13 protein-coding genes and 3 pseudogenes are annotated in these 17,718 nt (G+C 58.6%); 7 read left to right on the top strand and 9 right to left on the bottom strand.

Features of this window, described 5'->3' with window-relative positions; translation table 11 throughout:
• Positions 1-236: 236 nt before the first annotated feature.
• Genes ACT6VE_RS22020 through ACT6VE_RS22040 form a run of 5 tightly spaced genes read right to left on the bottom strand, consistent with a single transcriptional unit; the run spans position 237 to position 6,410 of the window.
• Positions 237-1,031 carry an ABC transporter ATP-binding protein gene (locus ACT6VE_RS22020; RefSeq protein WP_444800571.1) on the bottom strand — a complete coding sequence of 265 codons (795 nt, stop codon included), beginning with the start codon at positions 1,029-1,031 and terminating at the stop codon, positions 237-239.
• The gene (locus tag ACT6VE_RS22025) at positions 1,018-2,004 is read right to left on the bottom strand and encodes a FecCD family ABC transporter permease (RefSeq protein ID WP_444800572.1); all 987 of its coding nucleotides are present in this window, start codon (positions 2,002-2,004) and stop codon (positions 1,018-1,020) included. Before ACT6VE_RS22025 ends, ACT6VE_RS22020 begins: the two co-directional genes overlap by 14 nt.
• Positions 2,001-3,029, bottom strand: coding sequence for a FecCD family ABC transporter permease (locus ACT6VE_RS22030; protein ID WP_444800573.1), 1,029 nt, complete (start codon positions 3,027-3,029; stop codon positions 2,001-2,003). The genes ACT6VE_RS22025 and ACT6VE_RS22030 overlap by 4 nt, the downstream gene beginning before the upstream one ends.
• Positions 3,026-3,958 carry an iron-siderophore ABC transporter substrate-binding protein gene (locus ACT6VE_RS22035; RefSeq protein WP_444800574.1) on the bottom strand — a complete coding sequence of 311 codons (933 nt, stop codon included), beginning with the start codon at positions 3,956-3,958 and terminating at the stop codon, positions 3,026-3,028. The genes ACT6VE_RS22030 and ACT6VE_RS22035 overlap by 4 nt, the downstream gene beginning before the upstream one ends.
• 58 nt (positions 3,959-4,016) lie before the next feature.
• Positions 4,017-6,410, bottom strand: coding sequence for a TonB-dependent receptor domain-containing protein (locus ACT6VE_RS22040; protein WP_444800575.1), 2,394 nt, complete (start codon positions 6,408-6,410; stop codon positions 4,017-4,019).
• Between the two features lie 168 nt (positions 6,411-6,578).
• Here ACT6VE_RS22040 and ACT6VE_RS22045 point away from each other — a divergent pair.
• Positions 6,579-6,706 (top strand): annotated as a pseudogene (locus tag ACT6VE_RS22045) (DDE-type integrase/transposase/recombinase); the annotation flags it as partial.
• 77 nt (positions 6,707-6,783) lie between these two features.
• Here the strand turns inward: ACT6VE_RS22045 and ACT6VE_RS22050 are convergent.
• Together ACT6VE_RS22050 and ACT6VE_RS22055 are read right to left on the bottom strand one after the other, a co-directional pair.
• A pseudogene (locus tag ACT6VE_RS22050) lies at positions 6,784-7,915 on the bottom strand (IS256 family transposase); the annotation flags it as partial.
• Between the two features lie 109 nt (positions 7,916-8,024).
• Positions 8,025-8,197, bottom strand: a pseudogene (locus tag ACT6VE_RS22055) (IS630 family transposase); the annotation flags it as partial.
• A gap of 325 nt (positions 8,198-8,522) precedes the next feature.
• On the opposite strand from ACT6VE_RS22055, the gene ACT6VE_RS22060 reads away from it, so the two are divergent.
• Positions 8,523-10,637, top strand: coding sequence for a hypothetical protein (locus ACT6VE_RS22060; RefSeq protein ID WP_444800576.1), 2,115 nt, complete (start codon positions 8,523-8,525; stop codon positions 10,635-10,637).
• Between the two features lie 175 nt (positions 10,638-10,812).
• Positions 10,813-11,301, top strand: a complete 489-nt coding sequence (locus tag ACT6VE_RS22065) for a GNAT family N-acetyltransferase (RefSeq protein WP_444800577.1) — start codon at positions 10,813-10,815, stop codon at positions 11,299-11,301.
• A gap of 71 nt (positions 11,302-11,372) precedes the next feature.
• On the opposite strand, the gene ACT6VE_RS22070 is transcribed toward ACT6VE_RS22065, so the two are convergent.
• The gene (locus ACT6VE_RS22070) at positions 11,373-13,376 is read right to left on the bottom strand and encodes a hybrid sensor histidine kinase/response regulator (protein WP_444800578.1); all 2,004 of its coding nucleotides are present in this window, start codon (positions 13,374-13,376) and stop codon (positions 11,373-11,375) included.
• Positions 13,373-14,260, bottom strand: a complete 888-nt coding sequence (locus ACT6VE_RS22075; protein ID WP_444800579.1) for a response regulator — start codon at positions 14,258-14,260, stop codon at positions 13,373-13,375. Before ACT6VE_RS22075 ends, ACT6VE_RS22070 begins: the two co-directional genes overlap by 4 nt.
• Positions 14,261-14,413: 153 nt before the next feature.
• On the opposite strand from ACT6VE_RS22075, the gene ACT6VE_RS22080 reads away from it, so the two are divergent.
• The 4 genes from ACT6VE_RS22080 (at position 14,414) to ACT6VE_RS22095 (ending at position 17,520) form a co-directional block, all read left to right on the top strand.
• Entirely contained in the window at positions 14,414-15,586 is a 1,173-nt protein-coding gene (locus tag ACT6VE_RS22080) for a LuxR C-terminal-related transcriptional regulator (RefSeq protein WP_444800580.1), read from the top strand.
• Positions 15,587-15,602: 16 nt separating this feature from the next.
• On the top strand, positions 15,603-16,178 hold the full coding sequence (locus ACT6VE_RS22085) for a hypothetical protein (protein ID WP_444800581.1): 576 nt from the start codon (positions 15,603-15,605) through the stop codon (positions 16,176-16,178).
• A 163-nt stretch (positions 16,179-16,341) separates the two neighbouring features.
• On the top strand, positions 16,342-16,710 hold the full coding sequence (locus tag ACT6VE_RS22090; protein WP_444800582.1) for a hypothetical protein: 369 nt from the start codon (positions 16,342-16,344) through the stop codon (positions 16,708-16,710).
• 36 nt (positions 16,711-16,746) lie between these two features.
• Positions 16,747-17,520, top strand: a complete 774-nt coding sequence (locus ACT6VE_RS22095) for a hypothetical protein (protein ID WP_444800583.1) — start codon at positions 16,747-16,749, stop codon at positions 17,518-17,520.
• The last annotated feature ends 198 nt before the right edge of the window (positions 17,521-17,718 follow it).

The raw sequence follows: 17,718 nt of genomic DNA on the forward strand, positions 1-17,718 counted from the left end.
AACCATGATGACCGAATGGCTAGCGAATCTCGAAAAACCACGCAAGTGCAACAGGTTAGAAACACTCGAAACTGTTGGGCAGCCCTTAAATAAAACATGATAAAAAAAATCATCTTTATGTCTGATTTCGTTACCAGATTCCGCGTTGTAGGTTTCTGGTGTGGGTCGCGTGCCGCATATTCTCGAGGTTCAAAAGGGTGAGCAGTGTGATATCTTGGTAACGGCGGCGGGTAGTTTTATAGCGGAATGCAAAGAGGCGTCCCGGCAACTGGGTCGCGAATCACGACCGTCTTCACCTTGAAGACATCGGCAATCGTCTCGGAGGAGATGACCGCGTCGGGCTCTCCGGCTGCGGTGATCCTGCCTTGTTTTAATATGACGATATGCTCGGCATAGCGCGCCGCCTGGTTGATGTCGTGCAGGACTGCAACAACCGTCTTACCGTGTTTTGTGACGAGCATCGTGATGAGGTTCATAAGCTCGATCTGGTGTTCTAGATCGAGATACGTCGTGGGTTCGTCGAGAAGAATTGCCTCGCCCTGTTGTGCCAGTGTCATGGCGATCCAGGCGCGCTGGCGCTGACCGCCGGAGAGGCTGTCGAGTGCGCGGTCAGCGAGATCCGTGGTGCCGGTCAGCACCAGCGCCTCGTCGCAAGCCTCCTGATCTTCCGCTGACCATCGGCTGAAAAGCGATCGGTGCGGATACCGGCCCAGACGCACGAGATCGTCGACAGTCAAGCCCTCCGGCGCGACGGGTCCCTGTAGCAGGACGCCTACCTTTCGCGCGACGTCACGGGTCGAGAGGTCCGTTAAGTCGCGGCCATCAAGAAGGATGCTGCCGCCCGAAGGCCTCATGAGCCCTGCGAAGGTGCGCAGGATCGTCGACTTGCCGCTGCCATTGGGGCCAATCAGGGCTGTAAAGCGCCGTTCCGGGATCGCGAGATTGAGCTTCTCTACGATCCGGCGCTGGCCATAGGCAATATCTACGCCTCTGCCGGCAATCTTGGAAGAGGGTACATTATCCATCGCCATGGCGGCGTCCCCAGAGAAGATAGGCAAAAAATGGGGCCCCGACGAGCCCAGTGACGATGCCGGCCGGAAGCTGCGTCGGCGGCAGGATGATGCGGCCGATCAGATCGGCGGCGACGACGAGGCAGGCACCGACGAGAGCGGCGACCGGGAAGATCCTCGCATGCGAGGCCCCAACCAGCCGGCGTGCGATATGCGGTGCGACGAGGCCGATGAAGCCGATGAGGCCCGAGACTGCAACGGCGGCGCCCGAAAGCACTGTGACGAGTACGATCATCACGCCACGCACGAGATCGACCGGCTGGCCGAGGCTCTTTGCAGAATGGTCGCCGAAGCGGATGAGATCAAGTTCGCCCGCGGATAAGAAGGCAAGCGTGACGGGGATGATGAGCCAGAACGCAAGCAGCCGGACTTTGTCCATGTTGGCATCGTAGACGCTGCCGGCGAGCCAGACCATCGCCCGCTGAACGTCGCCGATATCGCCGAATGCGGAGAGGAAGGTCGTACCGGCTGTGGCGAGAGAGGAAAGCCCGATGCCGATCAGGATGATACGAAGCGAGGACGTGCCGCCGCGCCAGGCGAGCGTGTAGACAGCGAGCGCCATGGCCGCTGCGCCGAAGAAGCCTGCCGCCTGCAAGAGCGCGATGGGAGGCTCCTGGACCAGGACGATAACGGCCATAGCTGCTGCTGCCGCGCCGCTGTTGATGCCAAGAACACCCGGCTCGGCCAGCGGATTGCGCATGATGGCCAGCGTAATCGTGCCCGCGGTCGCGAGCGCCACGCCGACGAAGAGGGCTAGAAGGACGCGCGGCAGGCGAAGGTCGAAGACAATCATCGTGGTTTGCGGATCAGGATCGCCCGTGCCGGTCGTGGCATGGTAGAGATCCCGCCAGGTCAGCGAGACGTCGCCGAAGGCGAGACTTGCCGCTACGAGGAGGGCGAGCAGTAGCATTAGGGCGACGAGAAGCCGAATCATGTCTCGCCCCTGAGCCGTGTTCGGGCGAGATAGAGAAAGAACGGTGCGCCGACGAACGCGATCGTCACACCGACGGGAAAGCTCTGGCTTCCGAACGCGAGCCGCCCGACCGTGTCGGCGACGACTACCAGCAGTGCACCGCCGACCGCCGAGAAGGGAACGATCCAGCGATAGTCTACACCGACGCACATACGCGCGATGTGCGGTACGACGAGACCGACGAAGCCGATCGGTCCGGCGAGCGCCACGGCGCCGCCCGCAAGGAGGATGACAATAACGACCGATGCACCGCGCCAGACGACCGGGTTCTGCCCGAGCGAGCGCGAGGCATCCGACCCGAGACTGAGCGTCGTGAGGTGCCGGCCGAGAAGGAGGGCTGCTACAAGGCCGGTGAGGATATAAGGCGCTACAGTTCTTGCTTGCGCCATGGTTCGCCCTGTCACTGAGCCAGCGGTCCACAGACGCACGGCATCGAGCGTGCTCTGGTCGAAGATCAGAACGGTGGTGGTGAGCGACGTGAGGAAGGTCGCGACGATGGCACCCGCCAGTACAAGCCCGAGTGGCGAATGCCTGAACGCGCCGAATGAGCCCAGTGCATAGACGATGCTCGCGGCGATGGCGGCGCCGAGAAAGGCAAACCATACATAGATGTCGCCGATGCCAGCACCGAAAAGGGTCATCGAGGAAACGACCGAGAAGGCCGCGCCGGCATTGATGCCAAGCAGGCCGGGTGAGGCGAGCGGGTTGTTCGTCACGGCTTGCATGATGGCGCCGGAGGCGGCGAGTGCGCTGCCGGCGAGCAGCGCCGCGATGATGCGGGGCAGGCGAATGCTCGTCACGAGAAGGTGGCCTCGCGAGCCATCGAACGCGAAGATCGCAGATATGACGTTGGAAGGCGCCATCGCCACCGTGCCAAGCGCGATGGCGCTCAGTGCGGCAAGAAGCAGCAGGCCGAGGAGGATAGCGAAGGCGAGCACTCGCCCGCAATCGGTCGCGGCAATGCAGCCGGCCCTTCTGTCGGTCACTGGTCCGCCAGGATATAGCGCTCGACGTCGTCGAGGATGTGGTTCGCCGAACCGATGCCATGGAAGCTCTGCCAGGGACCGCGATCGACCCGATGGGCGCGTCCGGCCTGAACAGCGGGCAGCAATTGCCAGAGCGGGTTCTCGGTTACCTGCTTTTCCAACGTGTTGTCCGGCCCGCTTTCGAATCCGCTGGCGGAAACGTACAGCAGCACGTCACCGTCGAGATTGGCGAGTTCCTCCCAGTCCGGCCGCTTGACGATCGTTCCATCGGTGACAGTCTCGTATGCTGTGCGCTTCACGCCCGCTTCACGCAGCACGGCAAAGGGGGCGTACGCATCTGGTCCATCGACGAAGACGACGAAGCGATCGGGCGCGAAACGGACGGTCGAGACAGTCAGGTCCTTGTCCTTCATCCGTTCGCGGATCCCGGCGACGCGGGTATGGTAGGCCTTGAGCGCGGCATTTGCCACGCCTTCGCGGCCGGTCACCTCGGAGAGGCGCTGGAGATGTTTCTTCCAGTCCATGTGCTTGAAAAAGACCGTAGGTGCAATCTTCACCGCCTGCTCGTAGATTGCCGAATGGGCCTCGGCCGAACCGATAATGAGATCCGGCTTCAGCGCCGCGACCCGCTCGAGGCTGGGCTCCTTGGGATTGCCGAGATCGACCATCTTCTCGGCCTTCACCACGTCGAGGACTTCGTCCTCGGTGATAGCCATATAGGGCGTCGCCACGACAGGCGCATTGAGCTCGATCAGCAATCCAAGCGTAATCAGTGGATCGAGCGTCACGATCCGTTTGGGCTTCGCCGGAATGCAGATGGGCGGATTATAAACCTCTTCCGCGATGGCTTTGCCCTGGCAGGTCGCATGCGCGAGCGAGCCGGTTAGCAGGAAAGTGAAGAGGGTGAGAAAAAAACGCAAGACAGACACCATCACATCGCAGGGGTTGATAACGGCCGTGGCGCAATAAGCCCCACAGCCATGCTCGTCAGAACTTCGCGCGGACATTAAGGCCGAAAGAACGGCGCTTGCCGGCCTGGCCGAATGGCAGCGAGTAATCTGGATCGATGATCGTGAAGTACTTCTCGTCCGTCAGGTTCTCCACGAAGGCGGTGACCTCCCAGTTGTCCTTCTTGAAGCCCGTCTGCGCGTTCACGAGGAAGCGCGGGTCGATCTTGTACATACCATTCGTGCCGAAGCGCGAATTGTAGCTGGTCGTGTACTTGGCATCGGCCCCGACAAAGACACCGTTTTCGAACTCATATCGGCCGCCAAAAGCCCAGCTCCATTCCGGTGCTTCAGGGAAGGACTTTCCGTCCTGCGGTTCGGTAAGCGCCGCGTGATTGAATTCGAGGAACTTGGTATTCAGGTAGCCGATCGATGCAAAGACGGTGAACTGATCGGTAACCTCGAAGGTGGGCTCGATCTCGAAACCCCAGGCCCGCGATGTGGCGGCATTCGATGTGATGCGATAGCCGGGGATGGATGGATCCGGGCGGATCTCGACCTGCTGATCTTCGTATTTCGTATGGAAGAGATTGGCATTCAGCGTCAGCCTGTCGTCGAGGAGCGTGCCCTTGTATGACAGTTCAACATTCTGGGAGTATTCCGGATCGTATGTCCCGAGTTCGCCTGTCACCCGGTCGAAATAGGAGCCACCAGAACGAAAGCCCTGCGTATAGGTAAGGCCAACAGTCTGGTTGTCGCCGAATTCCTTCGAAATCCCGACCTTCGGTACGAAGTTCAATTCGCTGAGGGACGACGGATTGCCAGTCATGGCCGGTGACGGATCGATGGGGCCGAAATAGTTCTGCTGGTGATCCTTGTCTTTCAGATAATCTAGGCGCCCACCGAGCGTTGCGAACCAGCTCGGAGCGAATTCGTAAGTTGCTTCACCGAAGACGGCGAAATTCGACGTCCTGCGGTGTTGCGTGTCGCTCTGTTGGTAGGCGTCGAACGCGACGATATCCGTTGCGCCATCCCAGACTTCGTGGCTGCCGTAGACGCCGGCAACCCATTTCCAGCGATCGCCTTCGTAGTTCAGGCGGAACTCCTGGGTGAAGATGGAATTGTCGTCCTCGCCAGTGATGCCGTTGATTACGCCCTCGGTGCCGTAATCGATCGAGCGACGGTTGTTGATGCCATATTGATACCCGGTCTGCGAGGTGAAGCGCAGCGTGTCCGAGAAGTCGTGCGTGATCTCGAGACCGAGATTGTGCGCCTCGGTCCAGCGATACTCCGTATAGGTGACTGGAGAATTGTTGAAGTCACCGCGCCCTGTGTAGAGGCCGACGAGGGCGTCGTTCGGCCGATCTTTCGAATAGGAATAGGTCAGCAGCGCGCGGGTGTCCGGCATTTCCGATGGCGTAATCAACAACTTGGCGCGCAGCAGGCCGCTGATATCCGTAGTCAGCTCGTCGTAATTGTCGAAGATCTTGAAGTCTGAGTAGCTGGGCTCGGCGTGCGAACGCTCGAAGGCGCCCGAGATGCGTAGCGCGATCTGGTCCTCGACAAGCGGCGTATTTACCATGAAGGCGGCGCCTGCCAGGTCGTTGCTGCCAACGGTCGTTGAAAGCTCGACTTCCTTGTCGAATGTAGGATCCTTCGATTTTATGTAGATTGCGCCGGTCATCGCTGCACGGCCGGATAGCGTCGACTGTGGGCCGCGATAGACCTCGACCTGTTCGACGTCCCAGAGGTTGCGCGCGCCGAAACGGGCATTGTATCTCGTCTGGACAATACCATCGACATAGACCGAGCCGGCCGGTCCGCCGGAAGGCACCAGCCCTTCGGAGCTCATGCCGCGGATGACGAAGCCGGCATTGACTGTAGCGCTGTCCAGCACGTTCGCCATGCGGCGATAGGTGTCCTGCGTGGTTCGGATCTGGCTGTCTGCCAAGGTCTTGGCATTCAAAATGGCAACGCTGCTCGTCGTGCCGCCCAAGGTCGTCGCGTTGCGAGCGCCGTAGATTATGATTGGTTCAAGTTCCGTCGCGCCCTCCGGCACCACGCCGGAAGCGGCCGCGTCGTTCTGCAGCGTCACCTGGTTACTGCCGGCAAAGCGAGCGTCGACGCCGGTGCCTGCGAGCACTGTCCTCAGCGCCTGTTCGGACGTCAGCGTGCCGTTCACGCCGCGGGTCGTCGTCCCCTCGGCGACCGATGCATCGAACAGGATCTGGAGGCCAGTCTGTGCGGCGAGGCTGTTCAGCGCCGGCGTCAGCGGGCCGGCCGGCACGAAGATCGATTGCTCGGTCGCCTGTGCTAGCGCCTCTCGCACCATCGCCGGCAGCACGGGGGCCAGCAGCAGTAGTGCCGTTCCCGTTAGAAGGACGGCCGTGAGGCCTGCCCCGGCCCGGCCCAAGGCGGAATTAGTCTTAGTCATCGAAACCCCCAAATCGTACGGCGTTCAAGGCTCCACAGCCCACCACCAAGAGCAGCCACACATTCTGCTCGTGGAGTAGACGATCGGCTTTCCAGATTTGGGACTCTGGCTTCGAGAAAAGTTTACTGAAATTATCGGTCAAATTCGGAGTATGTCGGCTGCTTCCGGCGAAAGTCGCCAAGCCCAGGCGATGTGTGGCATCTGGACGAAATGGTCGTGACAACTGGTCGGAGGAAATACTGGCTTGGCGTGCTGTCGATCAGGATGGCTACGTGCTCGATGAGATCGTCCAGGCCGGGAGCGTCAGGAATTTCGTGTACGGGTGTGCGATTGAACATTCGCGTCTACGCCCTTGCGGCCTGAAAGCGGTCCGCAAAGAGAATTGCGATTTTGCCATCGCCCATTCTCTCGGCAGCATCCTCCACTCTTTCTCCGATCTGTTGAAGACCTGATAGAGCAGTTTGGTCGCCGCCTCATAGCTAGGGAAATGACGCTTTGCCCGGACGGCGCGACGCAGCCTTGAATTCAGCGCCTCGATGGCGTTGGTGGTGTAAATGATCCTGTGAACGTCCTCGGGAAAAGCAAAGAAGGGGATGACCTCCTGCCATGCTCGCCGCCAAATCTGGGCGACGGCTGGGAATCTCCGGCCCCAGAAGCCACCCTCGAACGTCGTCAGAGCCGCCTCAGCCGCCTTCTCATCGATGGCTCCGTAGATTGATTTCAACTCGCGAGTCAGGTCCTTGCGGTCCATCCAGGAGGCAAAACCCAGCGCGTTTCGCAGCAGGTGGGCGATGCATGTCTGGACCGTCGTTTCTGCAAAGATGGCATTGACCGTGTCTGGAAAGACTTTCAGACCATCGACGGCCGCGATCAAGATGTCCTCGACGCTACGGTTCTTCAATTCGTTCATCACCCGCAGTCAGAATTTCGTGCCCTCGTTGGTTTCGATCCAGAGGCCGAGAATTTCTTTCGTGCCGTCACACGTACGCCGAGCGCGATATGCACCGCCTTGTTGCGGACGTGGGCTTCATCCCTGATCTTGACGCGCAAGGCATCGAAGAACACCAGCGGATAGACCGGATCCAGATGCCGCGCTTGCCATGTCGCCACCTCGTCCAGCACCGCATCGGTAACGGCCGAGATCAAGTCGGGCGACACGTCGATGCCGTAAAGCTCCTGGACATGCCCGACAATCTCGCGCGTGCTCTTTCCAAGCGCATACATCGAAACGATCTTCTCGTCGAAGCCAGGGAAGCGGCGCTGGTATTTTGCAAGCAATTGAGGATCGAAACTCGACTGCCGATCGCGCGGAATGGAAGCTCCAGAGAGCCGCTATCCGTCAGAACCGTCTTGCGGCCGTAGCCATTGCGGCTGTTGCCGGCGGTCCCTTCGCCAGAGAGGTGATGATCCATCTCTGCGTGCAAAGCGCATCCCGCCAAGGCCTTCTTCCGTTGATCGAGCAACCCGTTGCTTTCGAAAGCTATCTTCGCATCAGAACCGGCCAATAGCTAGTTCAAGACGCTAGCCGGGATAATAGGCTCTTTCCGTCTTATCCTGGGCAATCTCCTTCCTACCCATTATGCACGCCCGTACACGAAGTTCCTGACACTCCTCACAAGGGGCCACCAACCGGTCGCAGCGCAAGGCACCCGGAAAAGTCAGCGTGCGCCCGTGACCGTGCGGAATAAAAGGCGCTAAGACGCTTTCCAGTCGGCCCCTAGCCTCTGATTGACGTCATATCGGCCTTGATCCAAGTCATCATCGATGAAGACGAAACGACAAGGGTCGAGATGATGCCGCAAAGGCCAGGGTGAGAGGACGGCTTCAAGCCGGACGTGGCTGAAACAATTGAAACAGAGAACACGAACCGAGAAATCCGAATGAAACGGGCAGCGCCTAGTTGGAGGCAACTCTAGCTTCAAGGAACGCCACACCATGCCTGTCTACATCTCCACGCCGCAAACCAAGACGCTCTATATCGACGACCCGAACGAAGGCTGGGTTCTCACCGCCGATGGGTCGATTACCGTCGCCGACGGTCACGGCATCGTCAACAATGACGCCTTCAATGACAGTGTCATCACGGTAGCGGGCGATATCGTTGCCGACGGGATGTACAAGTCCGGGATTTTCTCCAACGGCCCGAGCGCCATCCTCAAGGTCGACGCTGGCGGGACCATTCACGCCTATAGCGGCATAGCCATGTATGGCGAAGGATCATCTGCAGAAAATTTCGGGCATATAACCGCTGAAAACCTGGGGATTTATGCAAATGCCGACAATGCAGATGTCTTCAACGCCGGAGCAATCACAGCCAATGTGGGTGTGTATTTCGAAAACACCGCCAGCATGTTTTCGATTTTTCGCAATGCTGGGACGATCACGGCTGACAGGGGGTTTGTCGCCAAAAATGGTGGTGCTTACCTAAAGCTCGACGCAACCAGCATAATCGATGCAACATCCATCGGCATCGAACTGGATGCAAATTCCGCGAGTGCCAACGTGATCGTCAACGAAGGCCTCATCAAGTCCGCCGATATCGCTATTCAAGGCAAGTCGGGCCACGACCGCATCGAAAATTATGGGACGATCAAGGGCAAGATCGTTCTGGGCGAGGGAAATGACTCTTTCGACAACCGCGGCGGCACGGTTGATCACGCCGTCGATGGCGGTGGCGGAGACGACATTTATATTTTTGGCGACACCGAGTTTAAAATCATCGATAGCGGCGGCAACGACACGGTCGGCACTGGCGTTACCTACACTCTCGCCGCCGACAACAATATCGAAAACCTCTACCTCGTTGGATCGAAGAATATCGATGGCACAGGCAATGCCTTTGTGAACACCATCACCGGGAACTATGGCAACAACGTTCTCTATGGCGGCAATGATGCCGTTATCGATACATTGAGAGGGGACAGGGGAAATGACACCTATATCCTCGGTTCCGGCCATGATGTCGTCCTTGAGGGCGGCAAGATGGAGTTTCCGGGAACCACCGAGAGTGGGGTCGACACCATCACCTCGACGATAAGCCGCTCGCTTGCGAAGTATGATTTCGTCGAGAATCTAAAATTGCTTGGTTCCTCCAATATAGATGGCACCGGCGGCAATTATGCCAATGTCATAATCGGCAATTCGGGCAACAACATCCTGAACGGGGGGGTGGAATTAGAAGAGGCGATCGACACGCTGAGCGGCGGCGCTGGCAATGACACTTATGTCCTTGGCTCCGGCCACGACAAGGTTGCCGATAGCGCCGGCATCGATACCATCACCTCCAGCATCGGCCGCAGTCTCACGTCCTACTCGACCATCGAAAACCTGACGCTGACCGGCAACGGCAACATAAACGCTGTGGGCAATGGGCTGGCCAATGTGTTGACCGGGAACGCCGGCACAAACACGCTGAATGGTGGCGCCGGTAACGATACCTATGTTTTGGGTTCCGGGGCCGACAAGGTCATCGATGCCTCCGGGATCGACACGATCACCTCTCTCATCTCGCGCAACCTCAGCACATTCGCAACGATCGAGAACCTCAAGCTTCTGGGGGTCGCCAATATCAGTGCCACAGGCAACGCGCTTTCGAACACGCTCACTGGCAATTCCGGGGTCAACACCCTTTCGGGCGGTGCGGGAAACGACCTGCTGATCGGCGGAGCAGGCGCCGACAAGCTGAATGGCGGCCCCAACACCGACACTGCGTCCTATGCGGGTGCTACTGCTGGCGTCGTCGCCAATCTCGCGGCAGCCTTAGCCAATGCTGGTGACGCCAAGGGAGATACCTATGTGTCAATCGAGAACTTGATCGGCTCCAGCCACAACGACACATTGACGGGCAACAATGGTATCAACACGTTGTATGGCGGCGCCGGCGGCGACAAGATGACTGGCGGCACGGGCGCGGATATCTTCCTGTTCAAGGCCTCCACCGATACCACCGTGGCGACGGCTGGCCGGGATAGCATCTTCGATTTCAACCACGCACAAGGTGACCGGATCAGCCTTTCGGGCATCGACGCCAACACCGTGCTCGCAGGCGACCAGCCGTTTCTGTTCAAGGGTACGGCAGCTTTCAGCGGAGCCAAAGGCGAGCTTCATTTCGAAATGCAGGCCTCCGATACCTATGTCTCCGGCGACACCAATGGTGACAAGAAGGCCGATTTTGTCATCCATTTCGATGATGCCATCGCCTTCCAGGCCGGAGATTTCATATTGTAATCTCGCCGCCCGACCGTCACGAACGCCGGGACGAGTAAGAACAAAAGGCTGGGGCACTTTCGCTTTCCGAACAGAAGCGGAAATGCTCCAGCCAAACACTTCGTATCTCGCCCTCGCCAAGCCGCCATCGCAGCATGGCCGCCGGGAACGGGCACGGACAACCAGGGGGAATGGAATGATTGCGTTCAGGCGCATGTCGCGCGGAGAATTCCTTGGATACCGGAACTATTTCATCCCGGACTATGCCGCAGAAATTTCCACGAACTACGGAGTATCGATGCCCGATGGGCTGAGGCGGGCGGAGCAGGAGATCGACCGGGACCTTCCCTCAGGTCCGGAAACGCAAGGTCAGGTCCTGCTCTGCATCCTTCAGGATGGGTATCCCGACGAAATCATCGGCTACGTCTGGTATTGTCCCGACGATGAACACCGGTCGGTCTTCATCAGCGACTTCTGCATGCTGCCCGAGCATAGGGGAAAGGGCGACGGCCAGCGCGCCTTGGCAGCTTTGGAGGCGATGCTGCGCGCCCGCGGGTACAACACGATCAAGCTGAGGGTAGCGGCGGACAACGCGCGTGCGCAACATGTGTATCGCACCAGCGGTTTCCGCGCCACCGGGATCAATATGGCCAAGCAGATTGGCGACGGCGGTGGAACGGAGTAGAGGGCGCAGGGACGCTGGTCTGGCAAAAAACGGCTGGGCAGATGTATTCCGGCGCGCTGTTACGACGCTCGTCATGCAATCGGAGCAGGCCCCGTCAGGGACGCGAGAATGCGGCGAATATCCTCCGGGTGGAATGGCTTTTCGATGACCGGACATCCCGAACGCGCAAGAAATCGCCCTGCTGCCGGCCCCAGCGTATCGCCGGTCACAAAGCCGGTGCGGGTCGAAAGGGATGGATGGGTCATCTGGAGCCACTCATAGAAGGCCGGTCCATCGCCGCCAGGCATGTGGATGTCGCAGAGAATAGCGTCAGGCGAAAGGTCGCCCTGCCCCAGCCGGATCTTTGCGGCCTGCCCGCTGTGAGCGACGACAACGCGGAAATCAAGCTGCTCCGCCATGTCCGAGAGCAGCTCGGCAATTTCCACTTCATCGTCGATAACAAGAACGCATCGTTTTGTGCCGGCAGGTGCTGTCGTGACGTCCGGGTGAATGTCAGCATCGCTATACGGCGATGACCCCAGCGGCAGCCGGATGAGGAAGCAGGCGCCGCCGCCGGCCGGCCGATCAGCGACATCGAGCGTGCCGCCATGCGCTTCGACAAGCCCCCGGGAAACCGCAAGCCCGATGCCTGTGCCGATGCCTTGTGGTTTGGTGGTAAAATAGGGATCGAAAATACGCGGGCGGATGTCGGGCGGAATACCGGGGCCATTGTCGGATATGCTCATTCGCACCGTCTGCGCCCCGGATTCGCTTTCGGCGGCGATCCGGATACGCCGCTCGCCGTTGTTTTTTGCTTCAAGCGCCTGATGCGCGTTGACCACCAGATTGACGATCACCTGATGGATCTGATCGCTGTCGATCCAGAGCGGAGGGAGGGTTTCGGGCAGATCCGTTTCGACGATAATGTCGGCGCTTCGCAGATTATAGCTCAGGAGATCGAGAGCGTCCCTGACGAGATGCGCCAGGAGAACGGCTTGTCGCTCGGTCTTGCGTTGCCGGGCCATATCGAGAAAGCTGCGCACGATGCGCGCACAACGGTTGGCGGCGTTCTCGATTTTCACGGCGCGCTGCGCGAGGTCCTCGCTTTGTGCCAGACAGGGCGCTTCATTGGCCAGCCTTTCCCGCAGCATCATCGATTGGCCGAGCACGATCGACAGCGGGTTGTTCAATTCATGCGCGACGCCGGCAAGGAGCGAGCCGAGTGCTGCAAGCTTCTCTTTCTGGTGCAGCGCCTCCCGCTGGCGCTCGATTTCTTGCTGCGCCCGACGCGCGCCGGTCAGATCACGCAAATGCGCGGCAAAAAGCCGTTTTGTCCCCAAGGTCACGTCCGTGATGGTCAGCTCGATGGGGATCTGCTCCCCATTGGCGCGCAGTGCCTCGAGTTCCAACCGCTGACCGAGCACCCGGCTTATACCGCTTTCCAGATAGGTCCTCATGCCGTTGCCATGCGCAGAGCGCAACGAGGGCGGAATGATCAGGTCTGAAATCTGGTGTCCCATCGCCTCGTCACGGCCGTAACCGAAAATCGAAACGGCAGCGGGATTGAAATCAACCACAATACCCGTTTCATCGGTCACGACGATCGCATCGAGAGCCGTCTCGACGATAATGGCATGATAGGCTTCGGCTGCGCGCAGGGCCTCGATCCGCTCGATAAGCTCCTGCTGTTGCACCTTCAACTCGGTCAGGTCACAGGAAAGCACGATGAACCCAAGCGCTCCGCCACCTCTTGCCTGGTAAGCGGTGATCGTTTGCTCGACATAGCGCGTGCCAAGCGGGCCATAATCCCTCCAGCCTTCACGCCGAATGCTATCTCCGGGACGCAGGCGCTCGATGAACTCCTGGTAGGACTGGTGAACCTCTTTTCCGAGTATGTCGGAAACCTTGCGACCGAGAACGGCCTGTTCTGCCTTGCCGACGAAATCGAGATATTCCTGGTTCGCCGCGCGATAGCGGCAGGCCTGATCGAGGAAAGCCGCACAACCGACGAATCCGCTGAAGAAGGCGCGCAGGAGCTGCGGGTCACCCACATGCGTGTCGTCAAATGCACGCGCCACATGATCAGGTTCGATCATGCGGCACGGTTCCCAGGCGTGTAGATATAGCCAGTGCCACGCACGGTCTTGATTGTCTGGGGTTTTGCCGGATCGTGCTCGATCTTCTTGCGAATACGCGTGACGCGAACATCGATGCTTCGGTCGAAAGGATCGTTATCGCGTTTATGCGCAAGGTCGAGAAGCCGATCCCGCGTCAGCACCCGGTCTGGATTCTGCATGAAGACGCGGATCAGGTCGAACTCCATGGCCGTCAGCGGCTCGCTGGTGCCATCCGCGCGAACAAGGCAGCAGGCCTCCATATCGAGAAGCATTTTTCCGAAGGGCCGGTTTTTCGCTCGCTGGGCCTCACCCAATTTTTCATTCTGCGTGATTGGCCCGCCGCTCTGATTCCGGCGCAAGAGCGCGCGGATACGCGCCTTCAATTCACGCAGGTCGAAAGGCTTGGTCACGTAGTCGTCGGCGCCGATTTCCAGGCCGACGATCTTGTCGACGGTGTCGCTTGCAGCCGTCACCATTATGATGGGCATGCTGCTTCTTGCCCGGATGCGCCGGGCGATGGACAATCCATCTTCGACCGGCATGTTGACATCAAGAAGGAGCATATCCGCCTCTTCCACCGCCAGAAGCTGATCAAGCGCCGCGCCGCCGGACACCGTACGCACCAAGAATCCGCTTTCACGCAGATATTCTGCCATCATATCGCGCAAATGCTCTTCATCGTCGACGACGATGAGGCGCGGTGACCGGACCGAATGATGCTCATCCATGCGGCTCTCCAAAGGCATGCGGATAGGAAACCAGGATCGGCAACACATTCGCCGCTCACCGGACATGTAATCGTCGCATCGCCTCAACTGCCGTTGCTGGATGAGACTGGTGGCGGGCTGCTTAAACCCTGCCACCCCTGCGTGTCGTCATCCGAAAGGATGACGACACGCGAATCTATCCAATCACCGCAGTTTTTTTTGCCGGCGTACATCTAGCGCTTGCTTCTTGGAGTTTTTCTCTGCGCTATCCCGCAAGCAATACAAAGACAGGTTGAAGGATAGGACAGTATGGGTGGACTGACCAGCGAAGTGCTGTCTTCGACTATCGGTGAAATTTATGACTGTGCCTTGAACCCGGCCGGCTGGACTGATGTCTTGACCCGGATCACGCAAACGATCGACGCGGCCTACACGACCATCGCTCTCGCCAGTGCTACCGACAACCGCGGGCGTTTTGCTGCCCAATCCCCCTGGGACCCCGCACAAATGCGCACACTCCAGGAGGACTATGATTTCGATCAGATTCCAGGCCTGAAAGCAGCGGTCGATGGTGACATCGACAGGCCACTGACCACCCTCTCCACGATGAGCGAAGCCGAACTCGAACAAACGCCATTTTTTCAGAACTGGGCAAGGCCACAGGGGCTGCGAGAAGGCTGCATGACCAAGTTCGTTCACACGGCAGACCGGATTGGCCTCCTGGGCTGCACCATCGGGATGAACAGGGGTATCATCACGGTCGAGGAGCAGCGCTTCCTCGCTTTGCTCTCGCCGCATCTGCGCCGCGCGTCCCTGATTGGCGACTTGCTCGATCATGCGCGCGTCGTCGCCAGCCTTTATCGCGAAGCGCTCGACAACCTTGCCGTGCCCATTGTTCTCACCGGCGCGGACGGTACGATCCTCTATGCGAATGCAAGTGCCGAGGTAATGTTGTCCGCGAAAAGTCCCATCCTTTCAAGAAACGGCGTGCTCCACGTACAAAATGCGGTGGTCGGCCGAGCTTTGCTGGATGCAATCGCCGGCGCCTCGAATGCCGACACATCGCTTGGCGCCCGCGGCATCGGACTCCCCATTTCAGGAATTGATCAGGCACCCGCCGTCGCCTACGTTCTGCCGCTGACCGATGGGACGGCACGCGCGGCCTTCAGGCCCGCATGCGCCGCAATCTTCATATCGACGACGACATCCGCCTCACCGCTGCCGGAAGCTGTCCTCACGACACTGTTTAATCTTACACCGGCGGAGGCACGTGTCCTCCTGCGGATCGGCAGCGGATTGACACCATCCAAAAGCGCCTTGTCGCTCGGAATTAGCGAAAGCACGTTGAAGACGCATCTTCGACGTATCTTCGCCAAAACGGGAACTGCGCGCCAGGCCGACCTCGTCAAGCTCGTCGCAAACATCGGCACACCGCTTGCTGCTTCCGTACCACCGGCGCATAAACTGGCTCCATCTGTTTGAAGCGGACTCGAGAAGAATGCTCTCTTTGCTGACCCGCAAGCTCTGTATCTGCATGTCAGCGGCCTTTCTTTTTGCGCTTAATCATGCCCTCGCCGATGATCGGCAGCAGCTTTTCGTATGCGGTTCCGGCCCCGCCGCCGCCCCGACGAATATGTTTGAATTGACAGGTGTCCTGCTGCCGAGCGGCGAGTGGACTGCGTTGCAATTTGCCGGCTTCGGAGAAGGAATGCCGCCAATGCATTTCCCGCTCGATCCTGGCCCGGGCAGGAACAATTTCTTTTTCTCTAATTCCGACGGACCTGAAGGCTATCTCGTAGAGGTGCGTTTTAGGAGCGGACAAAACGCCTATCGGCTCTATTCGCTCTACACCCCACCAAAGAGTTCAGACGACGGAGCGGGCGGAGGGGAAGCCGGCCTTGAAATCACCGGCCCCGACGCCACGCCTCGAAAGCTTACCTGTGACGAGAGGCCGTACATGTTCATCGCCTACATGCGAGACGCCATGAGTTGCGATTTCAGCAATCCTTTTGGTGCCGCCGGGTGTGACGATGACACTGTACCCCAACGTACGGCAAGCGATCCGCTTCGATAAAATCCCCGCCGGCCTCTTCGCATTGCTGGTCGGCCAGATAGAGCTGCATTCTGGTCTGCGCAGCGCAATCGAGGCACATCTATTCTGCGAACTGAAATCCTAGGGAAACAAAGTCGGATTATGTCCGCAGCAAAAGACGAGAATGCAACCCAAGAGGATCCCAATGCTTGCTTCCCATTTCAGTTCGCCCGCCCTCCTGCTGTGTGCGGGCATCATAGGGTCAGCCATGTCGTTCACCAGCAGCGTATCCGCTCAGGAACCGATTTCCCTCTTCAAAATCATCACCGTCAAAGACGAAATCGTCGTCGGTCTCACCGTTGCGGACATCGCCGAACTCAAGGGCAATACTGCCGGTGCCATCGGAAAAGCGTTGGCGACCGATCGTGAGTTGTCACTTTGGCAGTTCGCCGTCCGAAAGGGTGCCGATGGTTCATTGGAGGAAGCGCCGCTTCGCCGCGTCAGCATACTCGGCCACAATTCGTTGCGTGTCGAACCCTATGCAACACCGCTAAGAATCGTTCCTGCCGAATAGTATTAAAGCGAGCTACCCAGCATGCAAGAAGCGTTCATGCACCGACTTCGTCCTTTTTCATCATTTTTTTGGACGCTTTCGTTCCTTTTACTCTCTTTTAACAGCGCACATGCCGGATGGTACCAAATAAAAAACTACGAAGGCATGATCAGGAATCGACTGGTTCATGTGTCGCTTCAAACATTCGGCAAATTAAACGGGAAAGCGGACACGCACGTCGTCGGCACCTATTACTACGATACACATCGTATTCCCATTAAACTGGACGGAAATCTGCTGCCCGATGGCAATATGGCTCTTTGCGAGAGTGATCTCCGGCCGGGAGAACCGCAGACGAATGAAGTGATCAAGCGGCGATGTGTATTTTCACTTCTAGCGTCGTCAAACAATCTGACAGGCAGCTGGAAATCAGGATCGACCTCTTTCGACGTTCAACTGCGCCAGATCGCAGAGCTGGACAACAACGATGAGGAACGCATCGAAGGCAGGGTGGAAATACCGATGTGGTACCACACCGGGAAAGCGATGTTCGTCGGTGTATACGGGAAAATTGACGTCTGTGAGAAGATCGTCATGTCGGAGCTGAAGATCGTCAGTATTTTTGACGGGACTGTCCTTGGCAACATGCCCCTGACGGAACCGGCCGAAGAGGCCAACCCTAACGATCTGCTCTGCGAAGCCGGGGTCCTGATGACCGAAATCTACTCGAATGTAGAATTTGGAGACAGCCTGCACAGCGTCCTGATCCATTACGGAGGCGGAAAAATGGGCTACGACGCCATCAAGCAGCTTGGGAGAAATGCCTATTAAACAGGTTTGAAGGAAGTGGGAGTGGGCCCAGCACAAAGCTTGGGTAGGTGGACCGAAATGACGGTCCACCTTGTAGAGCGGAGAGGTGGCTCGGTTTGTCTGAACAGTTTCGGGCGTTTCGCTAAGTGGATTTCCGCCTCGATTATGCTGCCACCATCATCGACACTAGAGCACGTCCGGTTTAATCCTGTTCATATC

Origin of the sequence: Shinella sp. (assembly GCF_052438155.1) — a bacterium.
Lineage (GTDB): Bacteria > Pseudomonadota > Alphaproteobacteria > Rhizobiales > Rhizobiaceae > Shinella.